Source organism: Rhodanobacter sp. C05, assembly GCF_002001165.1.
GTDB lineage: Bacteria > Pseudomonadota > Gammaproteobacteria > Xanthomonadales > Rhodanobacteraceae > Rhodanobacter.
Map to the genome: position 1 here is coordinate 15,488 of NZ_MUNQ01000020.1, position 24,974 is coordinate 40,461.

General features: G+C 63.1%; 19 protein-coding genes. 14 read left to right on the forward strand and 5 right to left on the reverse strand.

Annotated features, from left to right (window positions below; translation table 11 throughout):
* The first annotated feature begins 462 nt into the window (after window positions 1-462).
* The 6 genes from B0E51_RS16065 (at window position 463) to B0E51_RS16090 (ending at window position 9,259) form a co-directional block, all read left to right on the forward strand.
* The gene (locus B0E51_RS16065; protein WP_077445891.1) at window positions 463-2,064 is read left to right on the forward strand and encodes a peptide chain release factor 3; all 1,602 of its coding nucleotides are present in this window, start codon (window positions 463-465) and stop codon (window positions 2,062-2,064) included.
* 86 nt (window positions 2,065-2,150) lie between these two features.
* A complete protein-coding gene (locus B0E51_RS16070; RefSeq protein ID WP_077445892.1) occupies window positions 2,151-3,077 on the forward strand; it encodes a type II CAAX endopeptidase family protein in 927 nt (308 codons plus the stop codon).
* A 117-nt stretch (window positions 3,078-3,194) separates the two neighbouring features.
* On the forward strand, window positions 3,195-6,833 hold the full coding sequence (locus tag B0E51_RS16075) for a response regulator (RefSeq protein WP_077446069.1): 3,639 nt from the start codon (window positions 3,195-3,197) through the stop codon (window positions 6,831-6,833).
* Between the two features lie 5 nt (window positions 6,834-6,838).
* Window positions 6,839-7,708: a protein-glutamate O-methyltransferase CheR gene (locus B0E51_RS16080; protein ID WP_077445893.1), complete on the forward strand. Its 870-nt coding sequence runs from the start codon at window positions 6,839-6,841 to the stop codon at window positions 7,706-7,708.
* Window positions 7,692-8,261, forward strand: coding sequence for a chemotaxis protein CheB (locus B0E51_RS16085; RefSeq protein WP_254424556.1), 570 nt, complete (start codon window positions 7,692-7,694; stop codon window positions 8,259-8,261). Before B0E51_RS16080 ends, B0E51_RS16085 begins: the two co-directional genes overlap by 17 nt.
* A 5-nt stretch (window positions 8,262-8,266) precedes the next feature.
* Window positions 8,267-9,259 carry a diguanylate cyclase gene (locus B0E51_RS16090; RefSeq protein WP_077446070.1) on the forward strand — a complete coding sequence of 331 codons (993 nt, stop codon included), beginning with the start codon at window positions 8,267-8,269 and terminating at the stop codon, window positions 9,257-9,259.
* Between the two features lie 41 nt (window positions 9,260-9,300).
* Here B0E51_RS16090 and B0E51_RS16095 read toward each other — a convergent pair whose 3' ends face one another.
* The 3 genes from B0E51_RS16095 to B0E51_RS16105 all read right to left on the reverse strand — a co-directional run bounded on the left by B0E51_RS16095 (window position 9,301) and on the right by B0E51_RS16105 (window position 13,264).
* Window positions 9,301-9,774, reverse strand: coding sequence for a hotdog fold domain-containing protein (locus B0E51_RS16095; RefSeq protein WP_077445895.1), 474 nt, complete (start codon window positions 9,772-9,774; stop codon window positions 9,301-9,303).
* Window positions 9,775-9,870: 96 nt separating this feature from the next.
* Window positions 9,871-12,339, reverse strand: a complete 2,469-nt coding sequence (locus tag B0E51_RS16100) for an acyl-CoA dehydrogenase (protein ID WP_077446071.1) — start codon at window positions 12,337-12,339, stop codon at window positions 9,871-9,873.
* 13 nt (window positions 12,340-12,352) lie between these two features.
* A complete protein-coding gene (locus tag B0E51_RS16105) occupies window positions 12,353-13,264 on the reverse strand; it encodes an alpha/beta hydrolase (protein ID WP_077445896.1) in 912 nt (303 codons plus the stop codon).
* A 141-nt stretch (window positions 13,265-13,405) separates the two neighbouring features.
* Between B0E51_RS16105 and B0E51_RS16110 the strand changes: the two genes are divergently transcribed.
* The 5 genes from B0E51_RS16110 (at window position 13,406) to B0E51_RS16130 (ending at window position 17,951) form a co-directional block, all read left to right on the forward strand.
* Entirely contained in the window at window positions 13,406-13,984 is a 579-nt protein-coding gene (locus B0E51_RS16110; protein WP_077445897.1) for a TetR/AcrR family transcriptional regulator, read from the forward strand.
* 125 nt (window positions 13,985-14,109) lie between these two features.
* Window positions 14,110-15,894, forward strand: coding sequence for a phosphoenolpyruvate carboxykinase (GTP) (locus tag B0E51_RS16115; protein WP_077445898.1), 1,785 nt, complete (start codon window positions 14,110-14,112; stop codon window positions 15,892-15,894).
* Window positions 15,895-16,045: 151 nt separating this feature from the next.
* Window positions 16,046-16,591 (forward strand): sigma-70 family RNA polymerase sigma factor, encoded by a 546-nt coding sequence (locus tag B0E51_RS16120; protein ID WP_077445899.1) that lies wholly within the window; start codon window positions 16,046-16,048, stop codon window positions 16,589-16,591.
* On the forward strand, window positions 16,588-17,031 hold the full coding sequence (locus tag B0E51_RS16125; protein WP_077445900.1) for a hypothetical protein: 444 nt from the start codon (window positions 16,588-16,590) through the stop codon (window positions 17,029-17,031). The genes B0E51_RS16120 and B0E51_RS16125 overlap by 4 nt, the downstream gene beginning before the upstream one ends.
* Before the next feature lie 14 nt (window positions 17,032-17,045).
* The gene (locus tag B0E51_RS16130) at window positions 17,046-17,951 is read left to right on the forward strand and encodes a DUF4097 family beta strand repeat-containing protein (protein ID WP_077445901.1); all 906 of its coding nucleotides are present in this window, start codon (window positions 17,046-17,048) and stop codon (window positions 17,949-17,951) included.
* Between the two features lie 98 nt (window positions 17,952-18,049).
* Here B0E51_RS16130 and B0E51_RS16135 read toward each other — a convergent pair whose 3' ends face one another.
* The gene (locus tag B0E51_RS16135; RefSeq protein ID WP_077445902.1) at window positions 18,050-18,961 is read right to left on the reverse strand and encodes a hypothetical protein; all 912 of its coding nucleotides are present in this window, start codon (window positions 18,959-18,961) and stop codon (window positions 18,050-18,052) included.
* Between the two features lie 238 nt (window positions 18,962-19,199).
* Between B0E51_RS16135 and B0E51_RS16140 the strand changes: the two genes are divergently transcribed.
* Window positions 19,200-22,103 (forward strand): EAL domain-containing protein, encoded by a 2,904-nt coding sequence (locus B0E51_RS16140; RefSeq protein ID WP_077445903.1) that lies wholly within the window; start codon window positions 19,200-19,202, stop codon window positions 22,101-22,103.
* A 35-nt stretch (window positions 22,104-22,138) separates the two neighbouring features.
* On the opposite strand, the gene B0E51_RS16145 is transcribed toward B0E51_RS16140, so the two are convergent.
* Entirely contained in the window at window positions 22,139-23,038 is a 900-nt protein-coding gene (locus B0E51_RS16145; RefSeq protein ID WP_077445904.1) for an Hsp33 family molecular chaperone HslO, read from the reverse strand.
* 95 nt (window positions 23,039-23,133) lie between these two features.
* On the opposite strand from B0E51_RS16145, the gene mtgA reads away from it, so the two are divergent.
* Both mtgA and B0E51_RS16155 read left to right on the forward strand, forming a co-directional pair.
* Entirely contained in the window at window positions 23,134-23,874 is a 741-nt protein-coding gene (gene mtgA / locus B0E51_RS16150) for a monofunctional biosynthetic peptidoglycan transglycosylase (RefSeq protein ID WP_077445905.1), read from the forward strand.
* Between the two features lie 64 nt (window positions 23,875-23,938).
* A complete protein-coding gene (locus tag B0E51_RS16155) occupies window positions 23,939-24,877 on the forward strand; it encodes a glycosyltransferase family 2 protein (RefSeq protein WP_077445906.1) in 939 nt (312 codons plus the stop codon).
* Window positions 24,878-24,974: the final 97 nt, after the last annotated feature.

Genomic DNA, 24,974 nt, shown 5'->3' on the forward strand with positions numbered 1-24,974 from the left:
ATATCGCTGTACGTCGCGCCCATGTCGCCACACTCCGCGTGCGGTCGTTATCCGCATTTCGCAATCAGGAAGAGTTGGTGCAGACGCGATCATCACGCCCCATGCTGGATAACTGACGTCAGTCGGCGAAGGTAGCCTCTCTGCCTCGTCAAGGACTGATGACGCCGACTGTTTATCTACCTGATGCTTTTTAAAATTCACCGCCCCATGGGCGGTTTCTTTTGTGCGATGGGTGCAACCTTGAGTCCCTGGAGCTGGTTTCTACCGCAGCTGCATGGTGACTCCGTTCAGAAATATGCATGCGGCCACGTCGTTTTGGCGCTCATCCAAATCAAGTTGATAGTGACGACATGGCCAATGCCTGCTTTTTGGCCATGTCGAATATGGGTGAATTGGTCGTTCTGAGGCCAGCGGCCGATCCAAGCTACAATTGCCGGTTCGCGCTCCAGCTGACCTGCCACCATGTCCACCCATCTGCAAGAAACCCGCCGCCGCCGTACTTTCGCCATCGTCAGCCATCCTGATGCGGGCAAGACCACGCTGACTGAAAAACTGCTTTTGTTCGGCGGTGCGATCCAGATGGCCGGCTCGGTAAAGGGACGCAAGGCGGCGCGGCATGCCACCTCGGACTGGATGGCGCTAGAGAAGGAACGCGGCATCTCGGTGACCTCGTCGGTGATGCAGTTCCCATACGAGGACAAGATCGTCAATCTGCTCGACACGCCAGGCCATGCGGATTTCTCCGAGGACACCTACCGCGTGCTGACCGCGGTCGATTCGGCGCTGATGGTGATCGACTGCGCCAAGGGCGTGGAAGAGCGCACGATCAAGCTGATGGAGGTGTGCCGCCTGCGCGACACGCCGATCATGACCTTCATCAACAAGCTCGATCGCGAAGGCCGCTCGCCGATCGAACTGCTGGATGAAGTGGAATCGGTGCTCGGCATCGCCTGCGCGCCGCTGACCTGGCCGATCGGCATGGGCAAGCGGCTGAAGGGCGTGTACCACCTGCTGCTGGACGAAGTGCATGTGTTCGAGCAGGGCAAGAACTTCACCCGGCAGGATTCGACCATCTTCAAGGGTCTCGACGCACCCGGTCTGGAGGCGGCGATCGGCAGCGAGGCGATGCGCGAACTGCGCGATGAACTGGAGCTGGTACAGGGGGCCGCGCCTTCGTTCGACATCGATGCATACCTGGCCGGCAAGCAGACACCGGTGTTCTTCGGCTCGGCGGTGAACAACTTCGGCGTGCAGTTGCTGCTGGATTTCTTTGTCGAGCACGCACCCTCGCCGCGCCCTCGCGGCACGCTGACCCGTGAAGTGCAGCCCGAGGAAGAAAAACTTTCCGGCTTCGTGTTCAAGATCCAGGCGAACATGGATCCCGCGCACCGTGACCGTGTGGCTTTCATGCGTGTGTGCTCGGGCACGTATACCGCTGGCATGAAGATGGTGCAGACGCGCACCGGCAAGGACATCCGCATCGCCAACGCGCTGACCTTCATGGCCAGTGACCGCGAGATCGTCGAGACCGCCTACCCTGGCGACGTGATCGGACTGCACAACCACGGCACCATCACTATTGGCGACACCTTCACCGAAGGTGAGTCCGTGAACTTCACCGGCATTCCCAACTTCGCGCCCGAACTCTTTCGCCGGGCGCGTCTGCGCGATCCACTGAAGATGAAAGCGCTGCAGAAAGGTCTCGCCCAGCTGTCCGAGGAAGGCGCCACCCAGTTCTTCCGACCGCTGATGAGCAACGACCTGATCCTGGGCGCGGTCGGCGTGCTGCAGTTCGACGTGGTGGCGTACCGGTTGAAGGACGAATACAACGTCGACGCCAGCTTCGAGCCGGTGACGGTGGCCACCGCGCGCTGGGTGCACTGCGACGATGAAAAGAAGATGGCCGAGTTCCGCGAGAAAAACGCGATGAACCTGGCGATCGACGGCGCCGGGGAGCTGGTCTACATCGCGCCGACGCGGGTGAACCTGCAGCTGGCGCAGGAGCGCTGGCCGCAGGTTCGCTTCTCCAATACACGCGAGCATGCAGCTGCAGTCGAACTGTAGCGCACGTCGCCCTTCGTGACTTGCGTCACTGGGGCACGCCTCTTTGCACTGCTAGCCTGCGGGCGTTACCTCTCGAAGATAGACGCATGCAGAACCCGCAGCTCGCTTTCGTCACATCACCAAATGCGCCAAGCTGGCAGCGCTGGCTGGTGCTATCACCTGCGGCGCGCATCATCTTCTTCGCGGCGATGCTGATCGGCTTCAGCATACTCACACACACGACTGTCGCCGCTCTGGGCTGGACCGCAAAAGCCGCAGACCCGTTGCACCACGCGCTGGCGACCCTCAGCGTGCAACTACTGCCGGCGCTGCTCGGCTACGTGATCCTGGTCCGCCTGATCGAGCAACGGCAGCTGCACGAACTGTCACCACGCACCATTCCAACCTACGGCGTCGCCGGTCTGGTGACCGGTGCCGTGTTGTTCAGCGTGGTGGTTGGCGTGCTTTGGCTGGCCGGCAGCTATCACGTCACCGGTACCGACCCGCAGGTGGACTGGTTACCCGGCGTATTGGTAGCTGGTATCGGTGCCGGCATCGGCGAAGAGATCATCACTCGTGGTGTGCTGTTCCGCATTGTCGAGGAAGGCCTCGGCACCTGGTGGGCGCTGGTGATTTCGGCATTGTTTTTCGGTGCCGCCCACATCTTCAATCCCGGTGCCACGCTGTGGAGTTCCGCGGCAATCGCGATCGAGGCAGGCCTGTTACTGGCCATGATCTATCACGTCACCCGCTCGCTATGGGCCTGCATCGGCCTGCATGCCGCATGGAACATCATGCAGGGCACGGTCTATGGCATTCCGGTTTCCGGAGGCGCCAGCAGGGGCTGGCTGATCTCCAACCGCACCGGTCCGGACTGGCTGAGCGGCGGCACATTCGGCGCGGAAGCCTCGGTGGTGGCACTCGCCGTCTGTTCGATGCTCACGCTGGCCCTGCTGACCGTAGCGCGACGGCGTGGCTCGATCGTGCCGTGCGCGCCCTGGCAGCGATTCCTGCACGGGTCCGGGCGTCATTGACCCTGGGGCACACGCGGCCGACTATGGTTCGGCGGCTGCACCGGCTACCCTGTCAGAGGCACGATGACCGTTCCGGTGATCGTGCAACAGGTCGCCCACGAACCGCGATGGTCCGCCATGCATCCGACTCAATCGAATTTTTCCTGGCTGGCTGATCAGCCGCTGCAGCGCAAGATCCTGTTCGCAGTCGTCCTGCTGCTGGGACTGTTCCTGCTGACCAGCGTGGTGACCCTGCATTCGCTGCGCCAGCAGGAAACCAATCGCTACTGGACAGTTCACACCTACCAGGTGCTGCTCGAACTTGACCAGGTGCAGAACAGTTTGCAGACCAGCCAGCTCGGCGCACGCGGCTACATGCTGACTCAGCGTGCGGACCAGCGCGCGATGTTCGAGAACGGCGCGGGTAGCCTGCACGACCGCATTGTCCAGTTGCGCCAGCTCACGGCGGACAACCCACTGCAGCAGTCGCGCATCGACAACCTGGAAACACTGGCCGCGAAATGGCGGCGCGAAGTCACGGCCAATGCGATCGACGCGATGGCACGCGTGAAGACTGCCGACCCCGTGGCGATGGCGCAGGAGTTCCAGCACATCCAGTCAAACTACCTCGAACATCGCACGGTTCGCATTGAGGATCTGAGCAATATCATCGAGCAGATGGTCGGTGAGGAGAATCAGCTGCTGACCACGCGCAGCCAGGAACTGAACAGCACGCTGAACCAAACCCAGGTCATCAACGCCATAGCCGCCTTGCTGGGCATCCTGCTCGGGATCGCGGTGATCAGCCTGACCGCACGCCTGGTCACGCGACCACTGCGGCGCAAGGCCGACCTGATGACCCGGCTGGCCAATCACGACCATCAGTTCGAGATCGACCAGCTCGACCGCCGTGACGAGATCGGTGAAATTGCCCGCGCCCTGCAGGTATTCAGGCGAATGGTGATCGATACCGAGGCGCAAACCTGGATCAAGACCCAGGTCTCGAGTATTTCCCATGTGCTGCAGCAGGCTACCACCCACAAGGACTTCGCACAGTGGCTCACCAGCGAGCTGGTGCCACTGCTTGGGGCCGGCGTAGGCCTGTTCTATTCGTTCGACGATGCGCGTCACCGGCTCGATCTGCTGGGCAGTTACGGTCTGCGCCTGAGCAACCGTACTGCCGACCACTACCTGCCCGGCGAGGGGCTGGTAGGCCAGTGCGCGATCGAGCGCAAGCCGATCATGCTCAACGACATACCTGAAAATTACCTGCACATCGACTCGGGTAGTGGGGAAGCCCTGCCACGCCATATCGCGATCATGCCGGTGCTCTACCGCGATACGCTGATCGGCGTATTCGAGCTGGCCGGCTTCACGGCATTCGCGCGGCTGCAACTGCAGCTGCTGGAGGAGCTGCTGCCGATCGTCGGGCTGGCGCTGGAGAACCTCAATCGCGCCGTCAGCACGCATGACCTGCTGCTGCAGACACAGGAGCAGGCTGACGAACTGCGCGTGTCCGAGCTGGTGATGCGACAGCAGAAAGAAGTGCTGCGCGACAACAACGAGGCCTTGCAGGCCAAGACTGCCGAGCTGGAGGAACAGTCCGAGCGGCTGGTCGCCTCCGAAGAGGAATTGCGCCTGCAGGCTGAGGAACTGCAGGCGTCCAACGAGGAATTGCGTGAGAAGACCGACAGCCTGAACCGTCAGAAGCATGTGCTGGAAGAGCTGCAGCTGGAGACCGCAGAAAAGGCCGAGGAGCTGGCTCGTGCCAGCCAGTACAAATCCGAATTTCTCGCCAACATGTCGCATGAACTGCGCACGCCGCTGAACAGCCTGCTGATCCTTTCGCGCAGCCTGGCCGACAATGACAGCGGCAACCTCGACGAAGAGCAGATCGAATCGGCACGCATCATCCACGACGCCGGCACCAGCCTGTTGAACCTGATCAACGACATTCTCGATCTGTCCAAGATCGAGGCAGGCAAGATGGAGCTGGTGATCGACGAGCTGCCACTGGCTGACCTGGCGCAGCGACTCAGGCGCACGTTTACGCACGTCGCCGAGGAAAAGGGTCTCGGCTTCACGCTGGAGATCGAATCAGGACTGCCAGCCGCCCTGCACACCGACAGCACCAAGCTCGAGCAGATCGCCAACAACCTGCTCAGCAACGCCTTCAAGTTCACCGCGCTTGGCAGCGTGGCCGTACGCATCGGTCGCCCCGGCAACGAAATCACCATTCCCGAGGCGCTGCGGAAACAGCCACTGATTGCCATCACGGTCAACGACACCGGCATCGGCATTCCAGCCGACAAGTTCCAGCGCATCTTCAACGCATTCGAGCAGGTGGACGCGGGCACCAGCCGGCAGTTCGGCGGCACCGGGCTGGGCCTGGCCATTTCGCGTCGGATGGCCATGCTGCTGGGTGGCGACATTGCCCTGCACAGCGAGAGCGGCCATGGCAGCAGCTTCACCGTGCTGTTGCCCGAAACACCACCTCCGCAACGGCGCGATGCACCTGAAAGAGCCGCGCAAATCAAGCCGCACCCACTTGTGCGGCCATCGTCTCCATACCTGCTGCCGGACAGCATCGAAGACGATCGCGACTCGCTGCTGTCCGGCCAGACCACGATCCTGGTGATCGAGGACGATCCGGCCTTCGCGCGCATCCTGATCGACATGATCCATCGCAAGGGCTACCGAGCACTGGCAGCAACCGATGGCGAAGCAGGACTGCAGCTGGCACGTGAATATCACCCTACCGGCATCCTGCTGGATGTGATGCTGCCGGCCATGGACGGCTGGGCCGTGATGGACCAGCTCAAGGCCGACGCCACCACGCGGACGATTCCGGTGCATTTCATTTCGGCGACCGATGATGCCACCCGTGGACTTGAACTTGGTGCGGTCGGCTTCCTCACCAAACCGGTCAGCCGCGCCGCGATCGATACCGCCTTCAAGCGCCTGCTGCATTTCTCGGAAGGTCATCAACGGCACCTGCTGATCGTCGACGATGAAGCCGACTCGCGCACTGCCGTACGCAGCATGCTGAATGCCGCTGACGTGCTGATCGACGAGGTTGGAACCGCCGAGGAGGCGCTGCAGAAAACCGCGCAGACGCGCTACGACTGCATCGTGCTCGATCTTGGCCTGCCCGGGATGTCCGGACTGGAGTTGCTTGAGCAGCTGTCGAAGGAGCCTGGTGGCGTGCCACCGGTGGTGGTGTATTCCGGTCGTGACCTGAGCCGCGAGGAGAATCTGCTGCTGCGCCATTACACCGACTCGATCGTGGTCAAGGGCGCGCGCTCGCCGGAACGCCTGCTCGACGAGGTCAGCCTGTTCCTGCACAGCATCCAGCATGCGCCGCGACGCGACGCCAACGGCAAACAATCAGCTGCGACCGAACTGGCTGGCCGCAAGGTATTGCTGGTGGATGACGACATGCGCAATCTGTTCGCGCTGTCCAAGGTGCTGCGCGGCTGGGGCGTGGTGGTGAACATGGCGCAGGACGGCCACAAGGCACTCAAGGCGCTGGCGGATGATGAGGCACCGGAACTGGTGCTGATGGACATCATGATGCCGGCAATGGATGGCTACGAGACGATTCGTGCGATCCGCGCACAGGCGCGTTTCGCCACGCTGCCGATCATCGCGCTGACCGCCAAGGCGATGCGCGGCGACCGCGAGAAATGCCTGGAAATGGGCGCCAGCGACTACCTGTCCAAGCCGATCGACATCGACAAGCTGTCGTCGATGATGCGCGTCTGGCTGCAGCGCTGACTGTCATGCCGGCACCCCAGCCCGACGCGGAACTGGAACAGATCGAACTGGACCTGTTCGTGCAGGCGCTCAAACGCCGGCATGGCCATGATTTCAGCCAGTACGCGCAGGCATCGTTGATCCGGCGCGTGCGCCAGTTGGTGCATGCCCACCACTGCGGCAGCATCAGCGCGCTCACCACACGCCTGCTGCACGAACCGGATTTCCTGACGCTGGTGATCCAAGGACTGTCGGTGCCGGTATCGGAAATGTTCCGCGACCCACCGGTATTCAGCGCCTTGCGCGAACACGTGCTGCCGATACTGGCATCGTATCCGCAGATCACCATCTGGCAGGCCGGCTGCGCGCATGGCCAGGAGGTCTACTCGCTGGCGATCCTGCTGGAAGAAGCTGGACTGTACGAACGCAGCCATATCTTCGCCACCGACTTCAATCCCGATGCCTTGCAGCGCGCGCAGGAAGGCATCTACCCGGCCAGGGATGCCCAGTTGTGGTCGCGGAACTATCTGCTGGCTGGCGGCAGGCAGTCACTGGCCAGCTATTACAGCGCCCGCTACGACTTCATCAAATTGGACCAGCGGCTGCGTCGCCACATCACGTTCGCCGATCACAACCTGGTGACCGACAAGGTGTTCTGCGAGGCGCATCTGGTGCTGTGCCGGAATGTACTGATCTATTTTTCCAACCCTCTGCAGAACCGCACGCTGGCACTCTTCCGCAACAGCCTGGTGCGCGGCGGTCACCTTTGCCTTGGACTGCGGGAGTCGCTGGATTTCGCCCCGACAGCAGTCGATTTCACCGCTGTCGATGCAAACCTGCGGCTCTACCGGCGCAACAGCCAACCATCTTCGGAGGAACATGATGAGGCGGCCTGAGGCCATCGTGATCGGTTGCTCGAAGGGCGGCTTCAACGCGCTGAAGCTCTTGCTGGGCGCGCTGGACCCGCAGCTGCCACAGACCGTGCTGGTGTGCTGCCATACCGCCAGCGGTGCCGGCGTGCTGGCCGGCCTGCTCGCTGCTCACTCAGCGCTGCCGGTCATCGAGGTGGGCGAACGGCAACCGGCCAGTCCCGGCATCGTGCATGTAGCCCCCGGCGGATATCACCTGCTGCTGGAACACGACCGGCACTTTGCCCTGTCCGTGGACGAGCCGGTGTGCTTCTCGCGGCCATCCATCGACGTACTGTTCGGTTCCGCTGCGGACACTTATCACGCGGCATTGATCGGCGTGGTGTTAACTGGTGCCAACCGCGACGGTGCCGACGGTCTGGGGCAAATCCGCGCCCATGGCGGTATCGCCGTGGTGCAGGCACCGGTCAGCGCCGAAGCAGCCACGATGCCACAGGCCGCCCTGGACATCGCCGGCGCCGACTACTGCCTGCCACTGGAACAGATTGCCCCGTTGCTCAACCGCCTTTGCCTGACATGAATGCCATGCTGCCGAAAATCCTGGTCGTCGACGATACGCACGCCAACCTGGTGGCGATGCGCCGCCTGCTTGCGCAAAGTGGGGCGCAGATCTTCGAGGCACGCAGCGGCAACGAAGCCCTGGCGTTGTGCCTTGATCATCAGTTCGCGCTGATCCTGCTCGACGTCAACATGCCCGACATGGACGGCTTCGAGGTGGCTGCCCTGCTCAGCGAGGCCGAGCAGTTGCGCGAGACGCCGATCATCTTCGTCACGGCGGCCTATGCCGACGATCCGAACCGGCTCAAGGGTTACCGCTCCGGTGCAGTCGACTACATCGCCAAGCCGATCAACGACGTGATCCTGCAGTCCAAGGTCCGCGTATTTCTGGAACTGTACGCAGCGCGTGCCGAACTGCAGCAGACCATGGCCGAACTGGCCGAACGCAATCAACAGCTAGTCCAGGAGATTGCCGAACGCGAGCTGATCGAGGCCATGATCCGCCATCAGGCCAGCCATGACATGCTGACTGGCCTGCCCAATCGCGTGCTGTTCCAGGATCGCCTGCATGTCGCGATCCAGCGCGCGCATCGTCACCATGACCACTTCGCGCTGGCCTGTATCGACATCGACGGCTTCAAGGATGTCAACGACACCCATGGCCACCCTGCCGGCGATGCACTGCTGCAGGAAATCGCTGCACGGCTGTCGGCCCACCTGCGCGGCAACGACACCGTGGCACGGCTCGGTGGCGACGAGTTCGCGCTGATTCTGGAGGACATCGAGGACCCACAACTGGCGTTGCAACTCTGCCAGAAGCTGTGCGTGACGCTGGGCGAACCCTACATGTTGCGCGTCAACGGCCGTTCGGTGGATGTCCGCATTGGCGCCAGCATCGGCATCGCACCCTATCTGCCCAGTGATCACCCCGATGCCGACGAGCAGCTGATCCAGACCGCCGACCGCGCCATGTACGAGGCCAAGCGTGGCGGCAAGAACCGCTGCGTGCTGGCGAGCTGACCGTTCGCGCCACAAACAACGGCATCAGGCCGTCTGCATGCTCAGGCGTGTTTGCGTGGCGACACCCACATCAGGACGCGCGCATGGAAAACCACCTCGCCGGCGGCATCGGTGACCTGCACGCCGACCGGCCATTCATAACCCTCGTCCGAGGCACGGGCTGCAAGCTCAGGTGTAGCGATGCCGTGCAAGGTACCCACTGCTTTTTTCAGGTACTCGACGCTCATCCCCTTGGGAATCCAGCGCATGTCTGACGGAATGCTCGCATCGGTCATCACCCCGGCGCTGAGCTCGGCCAGATTGCACAGTGCGATCGCGTGTACCGTGCCGATATGGTTGTGCACGCGCCGCCGGTCACGGATGCGCACTTCGCAACGCCCCGGCTCCAGCGCCACGAACTGTGGCGCGATCGTGGCGAAGTAAGGCGCCTTGAGACAGACCAGACGCGAGAAGATCCAATGACCTGTCGGCCAGCGCGTCATACGGCGGTACAGCGACAGCACGGACGCACTCATCGGCCATTCTCCCGACGGAAAGCCACCAGAAAACAAACAGCCCGCATCGGATGTCATGCGAAAGACATTCAACGCGGGCTGCCTGCAGGGTCAGAACTACGCAGCGTTGGCCAGCTTTTTCTCGTCGGCACGCGTCTTGAACGCACGCAGCTCGTCCGGCTCGAAGTCGTCCACCGAGATGAACTCGAACACGCCTTCGCGCACGCGCTTGAGCAACGCGGCTTCGATGGCATTGATCACGCCGGCCTGCTCGGCCTCGACCAGCTGGTCGAGGTAATCGTGTGACTTGAACTGGCCGCTCTTCTGCGCCTTGGCGAACTTGCGGTCGACCGGCTCGGCGAGGATCACGTCCGGCAGCAAGGCATGCATGCGGCCTACCGTGTTGTTCGCCGTCGGCGTCAGGTACACCCATTCCAGCAGGCGATCGCGCGCCTCGCTGGGCGCGGTGATCAGCGCAGCGACGCGACGACCCAGGCGATCGGACGGCGGCACTTCGCGGCGACCGAACGGGAACACCAGCACGCGCAGCAACCAGGACACCGGGCGCACCGGGAAATTGCGGATCGCGCCGTCCAGCGCCATCTGCATGTTCCATACGCACTCGTGGAACGCCCAGGCCAGCAGCGGACGGTCCGCTTCCGGCCGACCGGTGTCCTCGTAGCGCTTGAGCATGGCGCTGGCGATGTACAGATAGCTCAATACATCACCAAGACGCGCGGACAGCTTCTCCTTGAACTTCAGCTTGCCGCCGAGCACGCCCATGAAGACATCGGCACACAGCGCCAGCGCAGCGGAATAGCGATCGAGCTTGCGGTAGTAGCGGCGCGTATACGCATCACCTGCAGCTTCGCCGATACGCGAGCCGGTAAGACCCATCGCGAAACTGCGCACCGCGTTGGACAGGCCGAATCCGATGTGACCGAACAGCAGGCGATCGAAGGTCTTCAACTGCTCGCCGCGATCGGGGATTGCCAGCGTCTGCATTTCCTTCAGCACGTACGGATGGCAGCGGATCGCGCCCTGGCCGAAGATCATCAGGCTGCGCGTCATGATGTTGGCGCCCTCCACCGTGATCGCGATCGGCACGCCTTCCCAGGCGCGACCGGCGTAGTTCTTCGGGCCGAGCTGGACCGCCTTGCCGCCGAGCACGTCCATCGCGTCGCCAGCGATGCGCCGACCCCATTCGGTGGCGTGATACTTGGCGATCGCCGACGGCACGGCCGGCTTCTCGCCGCGATCGACCGCGGCGGCGGTGGCACGCGACAGTGCGGCCGTGGCGTAGGTCAGGCCGCCGATGCGCGCCAATGCCTCTTCCACACCCTCGAAGCGGGCGATTGCCAGGCCGAACTGCTTGCGCATGCGTGCATATGCGCCGACCGACGCGACTGCTGCACGCACACCGCCGGTGGCGTTGGACGGCAGCGAAATCGCGCGACCGACTGACAGACACTCGACCAGCATGCGCCAGCCGTGACCGGCCATGTGCGGGCCACCGATCAGGGTGGACAGCGGCACGAACATGTCCTTGCCGTGGATCGGACCGTTCTGGAACGGCACGTTCAACGGGAAGTGGCGGCGACCGATCTGCAGGCCCGGCGTCGAGCGCGGCAGCAATGCCAGCGTGATGCCAAGATCTTCCTTCTCGCCGAGCAGATGCTCGGGGTCATACATGCGGAACGCCAGGCCGACCACGGTGGCGACCGGCGCCAGCGTGATGTAGCGCTTGTCGAACGTGAGCTTGATGCCGATCGTCTCGACGCCGTCGACGGTCTGCTTGCAGACGATGCCGAAGTCGGGAATCGAGGTGGCATCGGAGCCGGCATACGGGCCGGTCAGTGCGAAACAGGGGATCTCTTCGCCCACGGCCAGGCGTGGCAGATAGTGATTCTTCTGCTCATCGCTGCCGTAATGCAGCAGCAGCTCAGCCGGCCCGAGCGAGTTCGGCACCGCGACGGTTGAGGCCACCGTGGCCGACATCGTCGCCAGCTTTTGCAGCACCGCCGAATGCGCCAGCGCGGAGAACTGCAGGCCGCCGTACTGCTTCGGGATGATCATGCCGAAGAAGCGGTTCTTCTTGATGAACTCCCACACGTTCGGCGGCAGGTCGGCCAGCTCGTGGGTGATCTGCCAGTCGTCGATCATGCCGCACAGTTCTTCCACCGGGCCGTCGAGGAAGGCCTGCTCCTCCACGCTCAGTTCGGGCTTGGGTTGCTTCAGCAGTTCGTGCCAGTCCGGTTTGCCGGAGAACAGTTCGCCTTCGAAACCGACCGTGCCGGCTTCCAGCGCGGTCTGCTCGGTCTCGGACAATTTCGGCGTGACTTTCGCGAACAGCTTCAACAGTGGCGCGCTGATCTGCCGGCGGCGGAAATCCACCAGCAGCAACGGTACCGCGATGGCCAGTTCGATGATCAGCAAGATGATCGTCGTCCACGGCGCATGCGCGATCAGACCGACCACCAGCGTGGTGGCGATCGTGGCGATCGCCCAGGTGCGCAGGCTGCTGCGGTGGTAGGCACAGGCGCCGGTGGCAATCAGCGCCGCCAGCAGGGTCAGTATCACGGACATCTTGAGCACCTCATCACGATTGAACAGCGCCGGCATGCAGCCGGTCAGCGATTGGATCCAGACTTTGCACGAAGCGGACGACTTCGCGCGTGAACGCATCATTCGCGTCGCCCGCCACCATATGCGTGGCATGCGGCAGTTCCACATGCTGTGCATGCGGTACCAACTGCAGGAATTCGTCGACGGTGGTGCGCGACACCACGTCGCTGCGCGCGCCCGAAAGCAGCAGCACCGGCACGTCGATCTCCACCGCAGCGGCCTGCAGGCGTGGCTGGTAGCGTTCGCTCTCCTGCACCAGATCGCCAGCCAGCAGGGCTGGGTCCCAGTGCCAGCGCAGCCGGCCATCGGCGCCTTCACGCAGCAGCGGGCGCAGTTGTTCCTCGCTCTTGCGCTCGCGCCGTTGCGGCAGGTAGGCGGCGATCTGTTCGGCCGCCTCGGCATAATCGGCAAAACCGTCCGGATGCGCCTGCATGAAGGCCAGGATGCGTTCCACTCCCGCGGTTTCCCAGCGCGGCGTGATATCGACCAGCACCAGCGCACGGAACGGTGGCGGATGCATCTCGCCGGCAATCACGATCCCGAGCAGGCCACCCATCGAGGCGCCCACCAGGATCGGTGGTTGCGGCTGGGCTGCGGCCAGCCGCAACAGATCGTCGGCAAACTGGTTCATGTGATAACCACTTCCAGAGTCCGCGCCGACCACGCGATCACTCTCGCCGTGGCCGCGGCTGTCAAACGTCACGCAGCGACAGCCCGCCTCAGCCAAGGCCGCGGCAGCGCCATTCCATGCACCACGGGTCTGGCCGAAACCATGTGCAAACAGCAGCGCCGGCCGGCCGGCCGGGTTACGTGTTTCCACCGCCAGCGCCAGATCCGAAACCGGAAAACGATCGAGCACAGCCAGGTTGTTTGCAGAAGTCACCATACGGACGAGTATGGATCGCCTGGACAAGCGTCGTCAACACCTGCTCGCATCGCGTCGTTTGCCGGCACCAAATATCCATTCATTTCAGGCACCTTGTACTCCGCAGATTACAAACCGGCAGGGTATCGCTACCATACGCGAATGAATGTGAGCAGCAAGCCAGAACGCACCCGCCTGTCCGCCGAAGATTGGGAACTCGCCGCCCTGCATCTGATCGCCGAACAAGGCGTCGGCGCCTTGGCCGTGGAGGCCCTGGCGCGACAGCTTGGCGTAACCAAGGGCAGCTTCTACTGGCATTTCCGTACCCGCGAAGCACTGCTGCAAGCCGCATTGGAGCGCTGGGAGCAATACGGCGAGCGCGAAGTGCTCGGCCAGATCGAGCAAATTGCCGACCCACGCAAGCGCCTGCCCGAGCTGTTTCGTCGCGTCGCGCATGAACTGCAGCCGCATCGCGTCTATGCCGCCCTGCTGAAGGCACTGGACCATCCGCAGGTGGTGCCGGTGATGGCGCGTGTCTCGCAACGACGGATGGAGTTCCTGACCACCGCCTATCGCGAAGCCGGATTGCCGGCACCCCAGGCACTGAACCGCGCGCGGCTGACCTATGCCGCCTATGTCGGCTTCCTGCAGCTGAACTTCACGCTGGGTCTGCCGCGGATCAACCATGAGGAATTCGACGCCTACGTCGAACACATGATCGCGACCCTGATTCCGGCCTGACGGACCTCACAAAATGCCCGCACGGCGCCATCTGGCGCCGTTTTTGTTGCATGAAGCCTTGCAATACCAGTTGCTGCAAACTACCGTTCCGGTTCCTTTTTTTCCTAAGACCTTAGAGGGACACGATGGCGAGCAAGCTGGAAGCACTCGAGCGCTGGGTGAACGAGGTGGCGGCACTGACCCGCCCCGCGAAGATCCACTGGTGCGATGGCTCCGATGCGGAATACCGGTTGCTCGTGCAGCAAATGCTGGCCGATGGCACCCTGATCGAGCTGAACCAGCAAACCCATCCCGGCTGCTATCTGCACCGCTCCCATCCCACCGATGTGGCCCGTGTCGAACATCTCACCCTGGTCTGCCACCCGCAGGAGGAAGACGCTGGTCCGAACAACCACTGGATGGATCCAGCCGAGGCGCACGCGAAGATCGACGCATTGTTCGACGGCAGCATGGAAGGTCGCACGATGTACGTGATCCCGTACTGCATGGGGCCGATCGATTCTCCGCTGGCCCGCTGCGGCGTGGAGATCACTGATAGCGCGTATGTAGTCGCCAACATGAAGATCATGACCCGCATGGGCGCCGCCGCGCAGGCTCGGATCGAGCGCGAGGGTCGCTTCATCAAGGGCCTTCATTCCACCGGCGAACTCGATCCGGAGCGCCGCTTCATCATGCACTTCCCGGAAGAGCTGTCGATCAAGTCCTACGGTTCCGGCTACGGCGGCAATGCCCTGCTGGGCAAGAAGTGCCACGCACTGCGCATCGCCAGTCACCAGGCTCGCAGCGAAGGCTGGCTGGCCGAGCACATGCTGATCGTCGGCATCGAGAACCCGCAGGGCGAGACGCATTACGTCGCCGCTGCATTCCCGTCCGCCTGCGGCAAGACCAACCTCGCCATGCTGATACCACCGGAAGGTTATCGCCAGGATGGGTGGAAAGTATGGACCGTGGGTGACGACATCTGCTGGATGCGTCCCGGCGAAGATGGACGCCTGTATGCGATCAATCCGGAAGCCGGCTTCTTCGGCGTGGCACCAGGCACCAGCGACGCAACCAATCCGAATGCGCTGAAGAGCATCGCGCACGACACCATCTTCACCAATGTCGCCGTCACCGCCGACAACCAGCCATGGTGGGAGGGCTTGCCCGGCACGCCGGTCACCGACTGGCAGGGGCGTCCATACGATCCAGCCAACGGCCCGGCGGCACACCCGAACTCGCGCTTCACGGTCAGCGCAAGGCAGTGCCCGACCTGGTCGGAACAGGCCGAGGCGCCGCAAGGCGTGCCGATCAGTGCCATTGTCTTCGGTGGCCGCCGTCCTTCACTGCTGCCGCTGGTGATGGAAGCGCGCGACTGGACGCATGGCGTGCTGATGGGTGCCGCGATGGGTTCGGAGACCACGGCCGCCGCCACCGGTGCCGTCGGTGTGCTGCGCCGCGACTCGATGGCGATGAAGCCGTTCTGCGGCTATCACTACGGCGACTATTTCGCGCACTGGTTGTCGCTTGATCGACCCGGCGCCAGGCTGCCGAAGATTTTCCACGTCAACTGGTTCCGCAAGGGTGCGGATGGCAAGTTCCTGTGGCCGGGCTTTGGCGACAACCTGCGCGTGCTGGAATGGATGATCAACCGCGTCGATAACCGCGTCCCAGGCATCGAGACGCCGATCGGCATCCTGCCGGGCCCCGGCGAACTGAAGCTGGACGGACTCGCGCTCGATCGTGCCCATTTCGGCGAGCTGCTCGACGTGGACAATGCCGGCTGGCAAGTCGAGCTTGCCGCCATCGGCGAATATCTGGACAGCTTCGGAACACGCCTGCCAGGGCATTTGCGCCGGGAACAGCAGCGCGTGGCCAGCGCGCTCGCTGCGGCCGCCGACCAACCCAAACGGGAAGCAGCGGCTTCCTGACCGAATGCGGGTGCCTGCACAGACCAGTTCGCATGACTGGTCTGTGCGGGCGTGATTCCATCGGTATCGCAAGCATGGTGCAAACCCTTTCGCGCGACCACGCATCCAAGCTGGCAAGATGATCGCCGCCTGCCCTGCCATTGGAAGCTCCATGTCGCCTGCCTCGTCGGGAGCCAACGACACCGATGACGTATGCGCCGCGGCGGCCGGTGATCGCCAGGCGTTCCAGCGGCTGTACCGGCTGCACGTGGATCGTGTGCATGGCGCGGTCTATCGGCTTGCCGGCTATGACCGTGCCCGTGCGGAGGATCTGACCCAGGACGCGTTCATCCGTGCCTGGCAGAAGCTGCCCGGATTTCGTCACGAGAGTGCGTTCGGCACATGGCTGTACCGGCTGGCGGTAAACCTGGCGTTGATGGACATCCGTGCGCGCAACGCCGACCCGGTCAGCATGCTCGACGACGATCTGCTGCCGGATTCCGGCGAGACACCATTCTGCGCTGCCGAGCGCGAGGAACTGGAGCGCGCGATCGGCCAGTTGCCGCCGCGGGCACGCGCCGTGCTGGTACTGCACGACATCGAAGGCTGGCGGCACGAGGAGATCGGCAGCGAGCTCGGCATGGCCATCGGTACGTCGAAAGCGCAACTGCATCGTGCCCGCAGTCTGCTGCGCAAGGTATTGGGAGAAAGGTCATGAACGAATTCGAATGGCGCCGGCAACTGCGCGATCTGCATCAGCCACTCGCGCCACTACGTGACCTGTGGATTGCGATCGACGCCGCGCTGGACGCTACCGATACTGCACGCGTCACTACCCTCCCCACGCGGCAGCCCGCTCGCCCGCTGCGCTGGCTGATCGCTTCCGGTCTTGCCGCGTCGGTACTGCTGGCCGGCGCAATCGGCTGGCATGCACTGCGGCATGCACCAGCTGCGGCCCCGCTGGCCAGTACCGCGACGATCCCATGGAAGCCTGCTGATCCGCGTCTTGCTGGCGCCGCGGTCGAATTGGACGCCGCGCATATGGAGCTGCAGCTGGCCATCCAGCAGGCACCCGACTCACCCGCATTGCAGCGTTTGCTTGACCGTACCGAACACCAACAGATGCAACTACGCCAACTGGCTGGCCAAGCCGGCTGAACCCAGGAATGACCATGAGAACCGCCCGTTACTATGCTCCCTTGCTCCTGTGTCTATGCGTTGGCCGGGCGCTGGCCAGCACACCGATCCAGCTCAACCACGACGCCACCTCGACGGCTCACATCAGTGTCAGCAACGTCGCTGGTTCGGTGACCGTGATTGCATGGGACCGCAACGAAGTCGAAGTCCGCGGTCAGCTTGGCGACGGTACCAAGCCGCTGGCCATCACCGGCACCAGCAGCAATCTGGCGATCAAGGTCGAACCACAGGGCAGCTCCGGCTTGTTCAACTGGAGCGGTGACAGCAGGATGGGATCCAGCACGCTGGAATTGCACGTGCCCAAGGCTGCGTCGCTCGATGTCGGTGTGGTCAGCGCGCCGCTGGTCATCGACGGCATCGAAGGCGGCAGCATCGCCGTCAACACGGTCAGTGGCAGGACTCGCATCAATGCGCGCGCGCCGACACTGAAAGTGGAGAGCGTCAGTGGCAACATCGAGCTGGCCGGGCATGCCGACAAGGCTGATCTGCAAACCGTCAGCGGCGACATCCTCGCCCCTGCGCTTGGCAGCGATGCGAAGCTGCAGACCATCTCCGGTCGCATCCAGGCCGATGGCGGCCCGTGGAAGAGCCTGACGCTCAGCACGGTATCCGGCAGTGTGCAGCTGGGCGGAGCGCTGGCTGCCGGCGGCAAGCTCGGCATTGATAGCATGAGCGGCGATGTGCAGCTGCAACTACCCGCGGCCACGTCGGGCCGCTTGCACGCCAGCAGCTTCAGCGGTGACCTGCGCAGCGATTTCGGCACACCGCAAAAGCCAGAACATGGACCCGGAAGTAGCCTGGATGCCCGCCTTGGCGATGGTCAAGGCACAATCAACGTCGAAACCTTCAGTGGCGACCTGCGCATCCGCAAGCAGAATTAAGATCGGTAAGATCAGGCTGCTCAGTCATCACCAACGAAAACGCCACCGCATGAGCGGTGGCGTCAAATTATCCGGAACCGAACCAGCGCTACGCTGTATCAGAGGTCCTGATGATACTGCACGTATGGCGTACGTGATTGATCCGGCTCGGGTCCCGCCGGTGTGTTGGCCGGTGTTCCAGACGACCACAGGTTCTGTGCGCCGACGCTCAGCGAGCCACGCCATGGCAAGCGCCAGGTCACGCCCAGATCGATGCTGTTCCAGCGTCGGTCCGGACCCAAACCGCCCGGAATGCCAGCCTCCGGCTGCATGGTGCGTCCGATCAGGACACCGCTTACCACACCATGGTCGACACCAAAGCTGAGTGCCTTCTGATCCAGAGTATTGACGCCGAGCAGGTTGCCCGGCAGCAGATGAATGCGTCCGACGCTGGCACCAAGGTCGATGCCGCTGGTGCTGCCGAAGGCAAGCCGGCCACGTGCATTGAGTTGCGAGCTGCTGTCGAAGCCGGACAAGCCATCAACGCTCGGCACAACACTGGGCAGCACGCGCGGCAATGCCGCGCTGTTGTCGGGAGTGCTGGTGGAACCGACACTCACACCCAGACTGTAACGCCCGGCCGCGTAGGTGGCACCCACTTCGCTGCCGATGACCCGAATCGGCTGATTGACCCATGAGCTCTGACTGACCGCAGCCTGCGCCTGCAGGTTCGGGCCCAGCCCGTATTGCAGACCCGTCGTCATGACTGTAGCCGCGTCGACGACATGGAGTGCCAGCGGGGAATTCAGGCGCAAGGCATCGGCGCCGCTGCTGTTATCTGCCTTGAGCGCCAGCAGATGGCCATCACGGCTGCGCCACAACGGCACGACCACACCAGGCTGGACTTCAGTCAACTGATCTGGCGGCTGCGCGAGCAGGCGCTGAGCCTGTGTGCTGTCTCCGCCCACAGACTGCCCGGCCGCGGCTAGCGGCAACAGGAAAGTCAGCAACAGGGCTGTGAGGCGGCGCATGGTCTTGGCAAACCACTCATTCAAGTACGGAATTCGGAATAAAGTATACCCTAGTTTTACATTTTGCTAACACCCCCAAACCTGCCACAACGCACAAAAATATGCGTGCTCCCGGCTAGGACTGGCCAAGCCATGCGCAGGTTCCTGGCGCAAGATCGCTGGCGACAAGGCCGACTTACACGCTATAAAGGCGCTCGACGTCGATCCTGCCAGATCGTCCCGGAACCAGCCACCGCCAATGAGCGCCACCCCAACGATCCGTTCACCCCAGCCGCCCTCGGCGGAGCGGGATCTTGCGGCCTTGTACAGGACGGTTGAACGGTTGTTCGAGGCCGCCGACGCTGCCAGCATGATGGAAATCTGCGAGCACATGCTGGGCAGTCTCGGTATCCACGGCAGGTTGCGCTGGCGCCGCATGGACGAGCAACCCAGCCATCTCCCGGGTAGCCTGCTCGACCTGGCGGAAGATCCCCAAGGCTCGCGGATGCTCACGCTGGAAGCGACGGGCCTGCCGTTGCCCGATGACATGCGCGCACAGCTGGCTTGGCTGGGACGACTGGCGGCTACCCGATTGCACCAGCTGGCAGAAACCAGTCGGCTGTATGAGGCCATTTCGCGCCTCGCGCTGGCCGAACGACTGCAGCGTGCGCTCTACGCGATTGCCGAACAGGCCGGATCGGGGCATGACATGCCCGAAATGATGCACTCGCTGCACTCCATCGTGGGCAGCCTGATGTATGCCGAGAATTTCTACATCGTGCTGTACGACTCGGCGACCGACACGGTTCGCTTTCCTTATTACGTCGATATCGCCGACAACGACCCGCCCCCGCCCGATCAGGATATGCCGCTGCACGACATGCTGCACAGCCTGACCTGGAATCTGCTGCAGGAAGGGCGTCCGCTGATGGGTTCGATCGACGAGCTGAGGCAGCAATTCGGCGATCGCTTCGTCCTGGTCGGACCCAGTTGCGAACACTGGCTCGGTGTACCGCTGCTGCGTGGCGAACGCGTGGCGGGCGGCATTGTGGTGCAAAGCTACCGCGCCGATACCCATTATTCCCAGCATGACCTGGAGCTGCTGAACTACGTGGCCCAGCATGTGCAGACCGCACTGGAACGGCACGAGGCGCATATCGAACTGGGGCGCCGGGTCACCGATCGCACCGCTGCATTGCGGGAAGCCAATCGCGTGTTGCGCCAGCAGGTCCTGCAACGCCAGCGCGGCGAAAGATTGCAGGCGGCCCTGTTCCGCATTGCCGAGCTAGCCAATACCTCGGAGAGTCTGGAAAAATTCTACGCGTCCATGCACCAGGTAATCAGTGGCCTGCTCTACGCACGCAACTTCTATATCGCGCTGGTCGACGAAGAGAGCGGACACCTGACCTTCCCTTACTCGGTGGACGATGTCGACAGCGTGCGGCCGCCACGCGCCCACGGCCGTGGCGCCACCGAATACGTGCTGCGCCACGCCAAGCCACTGCTGGCCGACTCCCAGGAAATCGATCGTCTGGTGGCCCTGGGCGAAATCAGCCACTTCGGTACGCGTTCGGTGTGCTGGCTTGGCGTGCCCTTGATCTGGGGCGGCAAATCCATGGGCGTGATGGCGCTGCAGAGCTATTCGCCGGAACACACCTACAACGAGCGCGATCAGGAACTGCTGACCTTCGTCAGCTACCACATCGCCAATGCACTGCAACGCAAGCACGCCGCGTCGTCACTGAAACAGGCCTATGCCGGGCTGGAACGCCGGGTGACCGAGCGTACCCGGGCACTGGCGCTGGCCAATCGCGACCTGCGCGAGCAGATTGCCGAGCGCGAGCGCGTCGAGCGCCGATTGAAATACGAAACGCTGCACGACTCGCTGACCGGACTGCCTAATCGCACACTGTTGCTGCAGCGGCTGGAACAGTCGATGCAGCGCTGCGCCGCCAATCCAAACGAACAGTTCGCCGTGCTGTTCATCGATCTGGACCGCTTCAAGGTGATCAACGATTCGGTTGGCCACCTGGTCGGCGACGACCTGCTGTTCCAGGTTGGTGGACGTATCCGCGCCTGCCTGAAGACCCGGGACGTGGTCGCACGCCTTGGCGGTGATGAATTCGCTGTCCTGCTGGAAGGCATCAGCGACACCGGCAAAGCCACGCTGATTGCCGATCGCATCATCAACGAGCTGCAGACGCCTTTCCGGCTAGGCACCAAGGAAATCTTCACCTCCGCCTCGATCGGCATTGCGCTGTCCAGTCCACACTACCGGCAGCCGGAAGAACTGCTGCGCGATGCCGACGCGGCGATGTACAACGCGAAAGATGGTGGCCGCCATCGCGCCGCGTTGTTCGACGACCGCCTGCGCCGTGAGGCACTGTCGCTGCTGGACATGGAAAGCGACCTGCGCCACGCGCTCAGTCGCAACGAATTCGAGCCGTTCTACCAGCCCATCGTGGAACTCGCCGACGGTCGTGTCGTCGGCTACGAGGCGCTGCTGCGCTGGCATCATCCCGAGCGCGGCCTGCTGGCACCGCATGATTTCCTGCTCATCGCCGAGGAGTGCGGCTGCGCCGAGGCGATCGACTGGCAGATCTTCGAACAGGTCTGCACCCAGGCTGTACGCCTGATCGGCACCGAGGGCTTCGTCAGCATCAACGTTTCCGGCCGGCACTTCCGTTCCGCCGACCTCGACCAGCGGTTGCTAGCACTGTTCGAGCAATATGCCGTGCCAACCCACTGCATCCGGATCGAAGTCACCGAGCATGCACTGCTTGAGAATCCGACCCAGGTCAAGCAGATGCTGAAGAATCTGCGCAGTCACGGCATCCGTGTCGCACTGGATGACTTCGGCACCGGCTACTCCTCGCTGAGCTACCTGCACCAATACCCGTTCGAGACGCTGAAGATCGACCGCTCCTTCATCACCGAACTGCCGGAAGGTGACGAGGAAACCCAGGGGCTGGCGCTGGTGCGTGCGATCCAGGTGCTGGCCGACTCGCTGCAGATGAAGGTGATTGCCGAAGGCATCGAGAAGGAATCGCAGCGGCGGGCCCTGCTCCGTGTCGGCTGCCGCTTTGGTCAGGGCTTTTTGTTTGCCGAGTCGCAGCCAGCCCGAGTCTGGCTGGGCAAGAAAAATTCCTTACTTCCGGCCTGAGTGACGGCTAGTCCCGTCAAGCCGATCCACGGTCATCACTGCGTAGTATCCGGTGCAGCGGGCACCACGTTCTGGCTGAGCAAAAGCTCCGCATCGATGCGGTCGAAGTGATAGCGCTGCGCGCAGAATTCACAGATCACCTCGATCTCGTCACCACGTGCCGCCAATGCCGCCTCCACTTCGTCGCGACCGAGCGAGCGCAGCATCCCGGTCACCCGCTCGCGACTGCAGCTGCAGCCGAACGCCAGCGTGCGCGGCTCGAACAGGCGCACCGATTCCTCATGATAAAGCCGGTACAGCAACTGCTCCGGTACGCTTGCCAGCAATTCCTCCGCACTCAGCGTCGCGGTGAGGTGCACGACGCGATTCCAGGCGTCGTCATCCTGCGCCGCATGATGACCACCCTCGTCGGACAGCTTTTGCAGCATCAGACCCACCGCATGCTCACTGTCGGCAGCCAGCAGGATGCGCGCCGGCAGTTGCTCGGACTGAACGAAGTAATTTTCCAGCGCCTCGGCAACACCGGCATGCTGCAGCTCGACCAGCCCCTGATAGCGCTGGCCACGCTCCACATTGCCGATGGTGATCGCCATGCCCGCATCAGGCAGCGCATGCAACGCCAGCGATTCAGGCAACGGTTCATTCCAGCGCGCCAGACCGCGCAAACGACCGTGGTCGGTGCACTCGGCAAACAGCAGACGCAGCGCGCCGCTGCTCTTCAGCTCGATCGACAGCGCGCCATCCAGCTTGATGTTTCCGGTCAACAGCGCGCTGGCCGCCAGCGTTTCGCCAAGCAGCGCATGCACGGCCGGCGGGTACTCCGCACGACCCGCCACCTCGCGCCAGGCCGGGCCCAGCTTTACCAGGACACCCCGCACACCGGCACGTTCCAGCAGGAAGCGGTGCAACACATCGTCGACGGGCAGGTTTTCCACGGCAGTGCACTCTTGGGGTCAGGCGCCACAGATGGGGGCACGGGGCGTTCGTAACAACGCCCTTATACTGGCTGGACTTTCCGCAGCCTACTTCCATGCCAGCCTTGTTCCGTCGCCACCCGCTGACCCGCCTGCTGCGTGCACTGGCCCTGCTGGTCCTGGCCTGGCTGGCCATCAGCTGGTTGCTGGTATTGGTACTGCGCTTCGTGCCGCCGTGGACTTCCGCCATCATGCTCGAACGACGGCTCGGTGCGACGATCCACGGCGAACATGGTTTCCAGCTGCGTCAGCACTGGGTTCCATGGAGTCAGGTGTCGACTTGGGTGCCGCTGGCGATGGTGGCCGGCGAGGACCAGAAATTTCCATACCATCACGGCTTTGACTTCGACTCCATCCAGAACGCGATCGACGCGGCCGATGACGGCAGGCGCCTGCGTGGAGCCAGCACGATCAGCCAGCAGACGGCCAAGAACCTGTTCCTGTGGAACGGACGCAGCTTCGTGCGCAAGGGTCTGGAAGCCTATTTCACCGTGCTGATCGAGCTGAGCTGGCCCAAGCAGCGCATCCTTGAGGTCTATATGAACATCGCCGAGCTGGGCGATGGCGTTTATGGCGTGGGCGCTGCCAGTGAGACGTACTTCCATACCTCGCCATCGCGGCTCGACCAGGCGCAGGCGGCGCGACTGGCCGCCGTGCTGCCCAATCCGCGCCTTCTTCACGTGGATCGACCCAGCGCCTACGTGCTGCGCCGTGCAGGCTGGATCCAGCAGCAGATGGAGCAGCTTGGCGGTCCGGCCTACGTCGCAGGCCACATACCACCTCACCGGACACGTTGAACAACACTCTCGCCGGACAGCTCGCGGTTGGTTAGCATGAACGCTTCTTCCGCTGGCTGTGCTCATGCCGCAACTCACCGTCGTCGTCCCCGCCTATAACGAATCGGCCGTACTGGAGACATTCCACCGGCGGCTCGGCAAAGTGCTGGACTCTTTGCCACTGGACTTGTGTGTGCTTTACGTCGACGACGGCAGCGGTGATGACACCTGGTCGATCATCGAGACACTGATCGCCACCGATCCACGCACAGGGGCGCTCAAGCTCTCGCGAAATTTCGGCAAGGAGACAGCACTCACCGCCGGACTCGACGCCGTCACCACGGGCGCGGCGGTGGTGATCGATGCAGACCTGCAGGACCCGCCCGAGCTGATCCCCAGTCTGGTCGAGCAATGGCAGGCTGGCCATGACGTGGTCTATGCCACACGCAGCGCACGCGAAGGCGAGAGTGGTTTCAAGCGGTTCACCGCGGCAGCGTTCTACCGCAGCATGGAGCGACTGTCGGATACCGCCATTCCGCGCGACACCGGCGACTTCCGCCTGCTCTCGCGTCGCGCGCTGGACGCACTGGGTCAGCTACGCGAACGGCAGCGCTTCATGAAAGGCCTGTTCAGCTGGATCGGCTACCGACAGACGTCGGTGCGCTACTTGCGCGAACCGCGTCAGGGTGGCACGACCAAGTGGAACTACTGGCGCCTGGGCCAACTGGCGATCGAGGGCATCACCTCGTTCTCCACCGCGCCCTTGCGGCTGGCCACCTGGGTAGGGTTGGCCTCGGCAGGGCTGGCCTTCGTCTACGGCATCATGGTATTGGTCAAGTCGTTGTTCTACGGCGATCCGGTACGTGGTTATCCGACGCTGATGCTGGTGATCCTGTTTCTTGGTGGGGTGCAGCTGCTGGCGCTCGGCGTGATCGGTGAATACCTCGGCCGCAACTATGCCGAGAGCAAGCAGCGACCGCTGTATTTCATCGAGGAACAACGTCTGCCACGCAATCCACACTGAGGATCGCTGCTGCCGCGCGGCTTCACGGCCTCACTACACGCCAGACCGATGCCGGCGTTAGACTCTTCACAGACGGCCCACCCAAGGGCCGGCGGGA

What these genes read in the sequence shown, in the direction of transcription:
- B0E51_RS16065 (WP_077445891.1), top strand. Translation starts at nt 463, where the DNA reads ATGTCCACCCATCTGCAAGAAACCCGCCGCCGCCGTACTTTCGCCATC.
- B0E51_RS16070 (WP_077445892.1), top strand. Translation starts at nt 2,151, where the DNA reads ATGCAGAACCCGCAGCTCGCTTTCGTCACATCACCAAATGCGCCAAGC.
- B0E51_RS16075 (WP_077446069.1), top strand. Translation starts at nt 3,195, where the DNA reads ATGCATCCGACTCAATCGAATTTTTCCTGGCTGGCTGATCAGCCGCTG.
- B0E51_RS16080 (WP_077445893.1), top strand. Translation starts at nt 6,839, where the DNA reads ATGCCGGCACCCCAGCCCGACGCGGAACTGGAACAGATCGAACTGGAC.
- B0E51_RS16085 (WP_254424556.1), top strand. Translation starts at nt 7,692, where the DNA reads ATGATGAGGCGGCCTGAGGCCATCGTGATCGGTTGCTCGAAGGGCGGC.
- B0E51_RS16090 (WP_077446070.1), top strand. Translation starts at nt 8,267, where the DNA reads ATGCTGCCGAAAATCCTGGTCGTCGACGATACGCACGCCAACCTGGTG.
- B0E51_RS16095 (WP_077445895.1), bottom strand. Translation starts at nt 9,774, where the DNA reads ATGAGTGCGTCCGTGCTGTCGCTGTACCGCCGTATGACGCGCTGGCCG.
- B0E51_RS16100 (WP_077446071.1), bottom strand. Translation starts at nt 12,339, where the DNA reads ATGTCCGTGATACTGACCCTGCTGGCGGCGCTGATTGCCACCGGCGCC.
- B0E51_RS16105 (WP_077445896.1), bottom strand. Translation starts at nt 13,264, where the DNA reads ATGGTGACTTCTGCAAACAACCTGGCTGTGCTCGATCGTTTTCCGGTT.
- B0E51_RS16110 (WP_077445897.1), top strand. Translation starts at nt 13,406, where the DNA reads ATGAATGTGAGCAGCAAGCCAGAACGCACCCGCCTGTCCGCCGAAGAT.
- B0E51_RS16115 (WP_077445898.1), top strand. Translation starts at nt 14,110, where the DNA reads ATGGCGAGCAAGCTGGAAGCACTCGAGCGCTGGGTGAACGAGGTGGCG.
- B0E51_RS16120 (WP_077445899.1), top strand. Translation starts at nt 16,046, where the DNA reads ATGTCGCCTGCCTCGTCGGGAGCCAACGACACCGATGACGTATGCGCC.
- B0E51_RS16125 (WP_077445900.1), top strand. Translation starts at nt 16,588, where the DNA reads ATGAACGAATTCGAATGGCGCCGGCAACTGCGCGATCTGCATCAGCCA.
- B0E51_RS16130 (WP_077445901.1), top strand. Translation starts at nt 17,046, where the DNA reads ATGAGAACCGCCCGTTACTATGCTCCCTTGCTCCTGTGTCTATGCGTT.
- B0E51_RS16135 (WP_077445902.1), bottom strand. Translation starts at nt 18,961, where the DNA reads ATGCGCCGCCTCACAGCCCTGTTGCTGACTTTCCTGTTGCCGCTAGCC.
- B0E51_RS16140 (WP_077445903.1), top strand. Translation starts at nt 19,200, where the DNA reads ATGAGCGCCACCCCAACGATCCGTTCACCCCAGCCGCCCTCGGCGGAG.
- mtgA (WP_077445905.1), top strand. Translation starts at nt 23,134, where the DNA reads ATGCCAGCCTTGTTCCGTCGCCACCCGCTGACCCGCCTGCTGCGTGCA.
- B0E51_RS16155 (WP_077445906.1), top strand. Translation starts at nt 23,939, where the DNA reads ATGCCGCAACTCACCGTCGTCGTCCCCGCCTATAACGAATCGGCCGTA.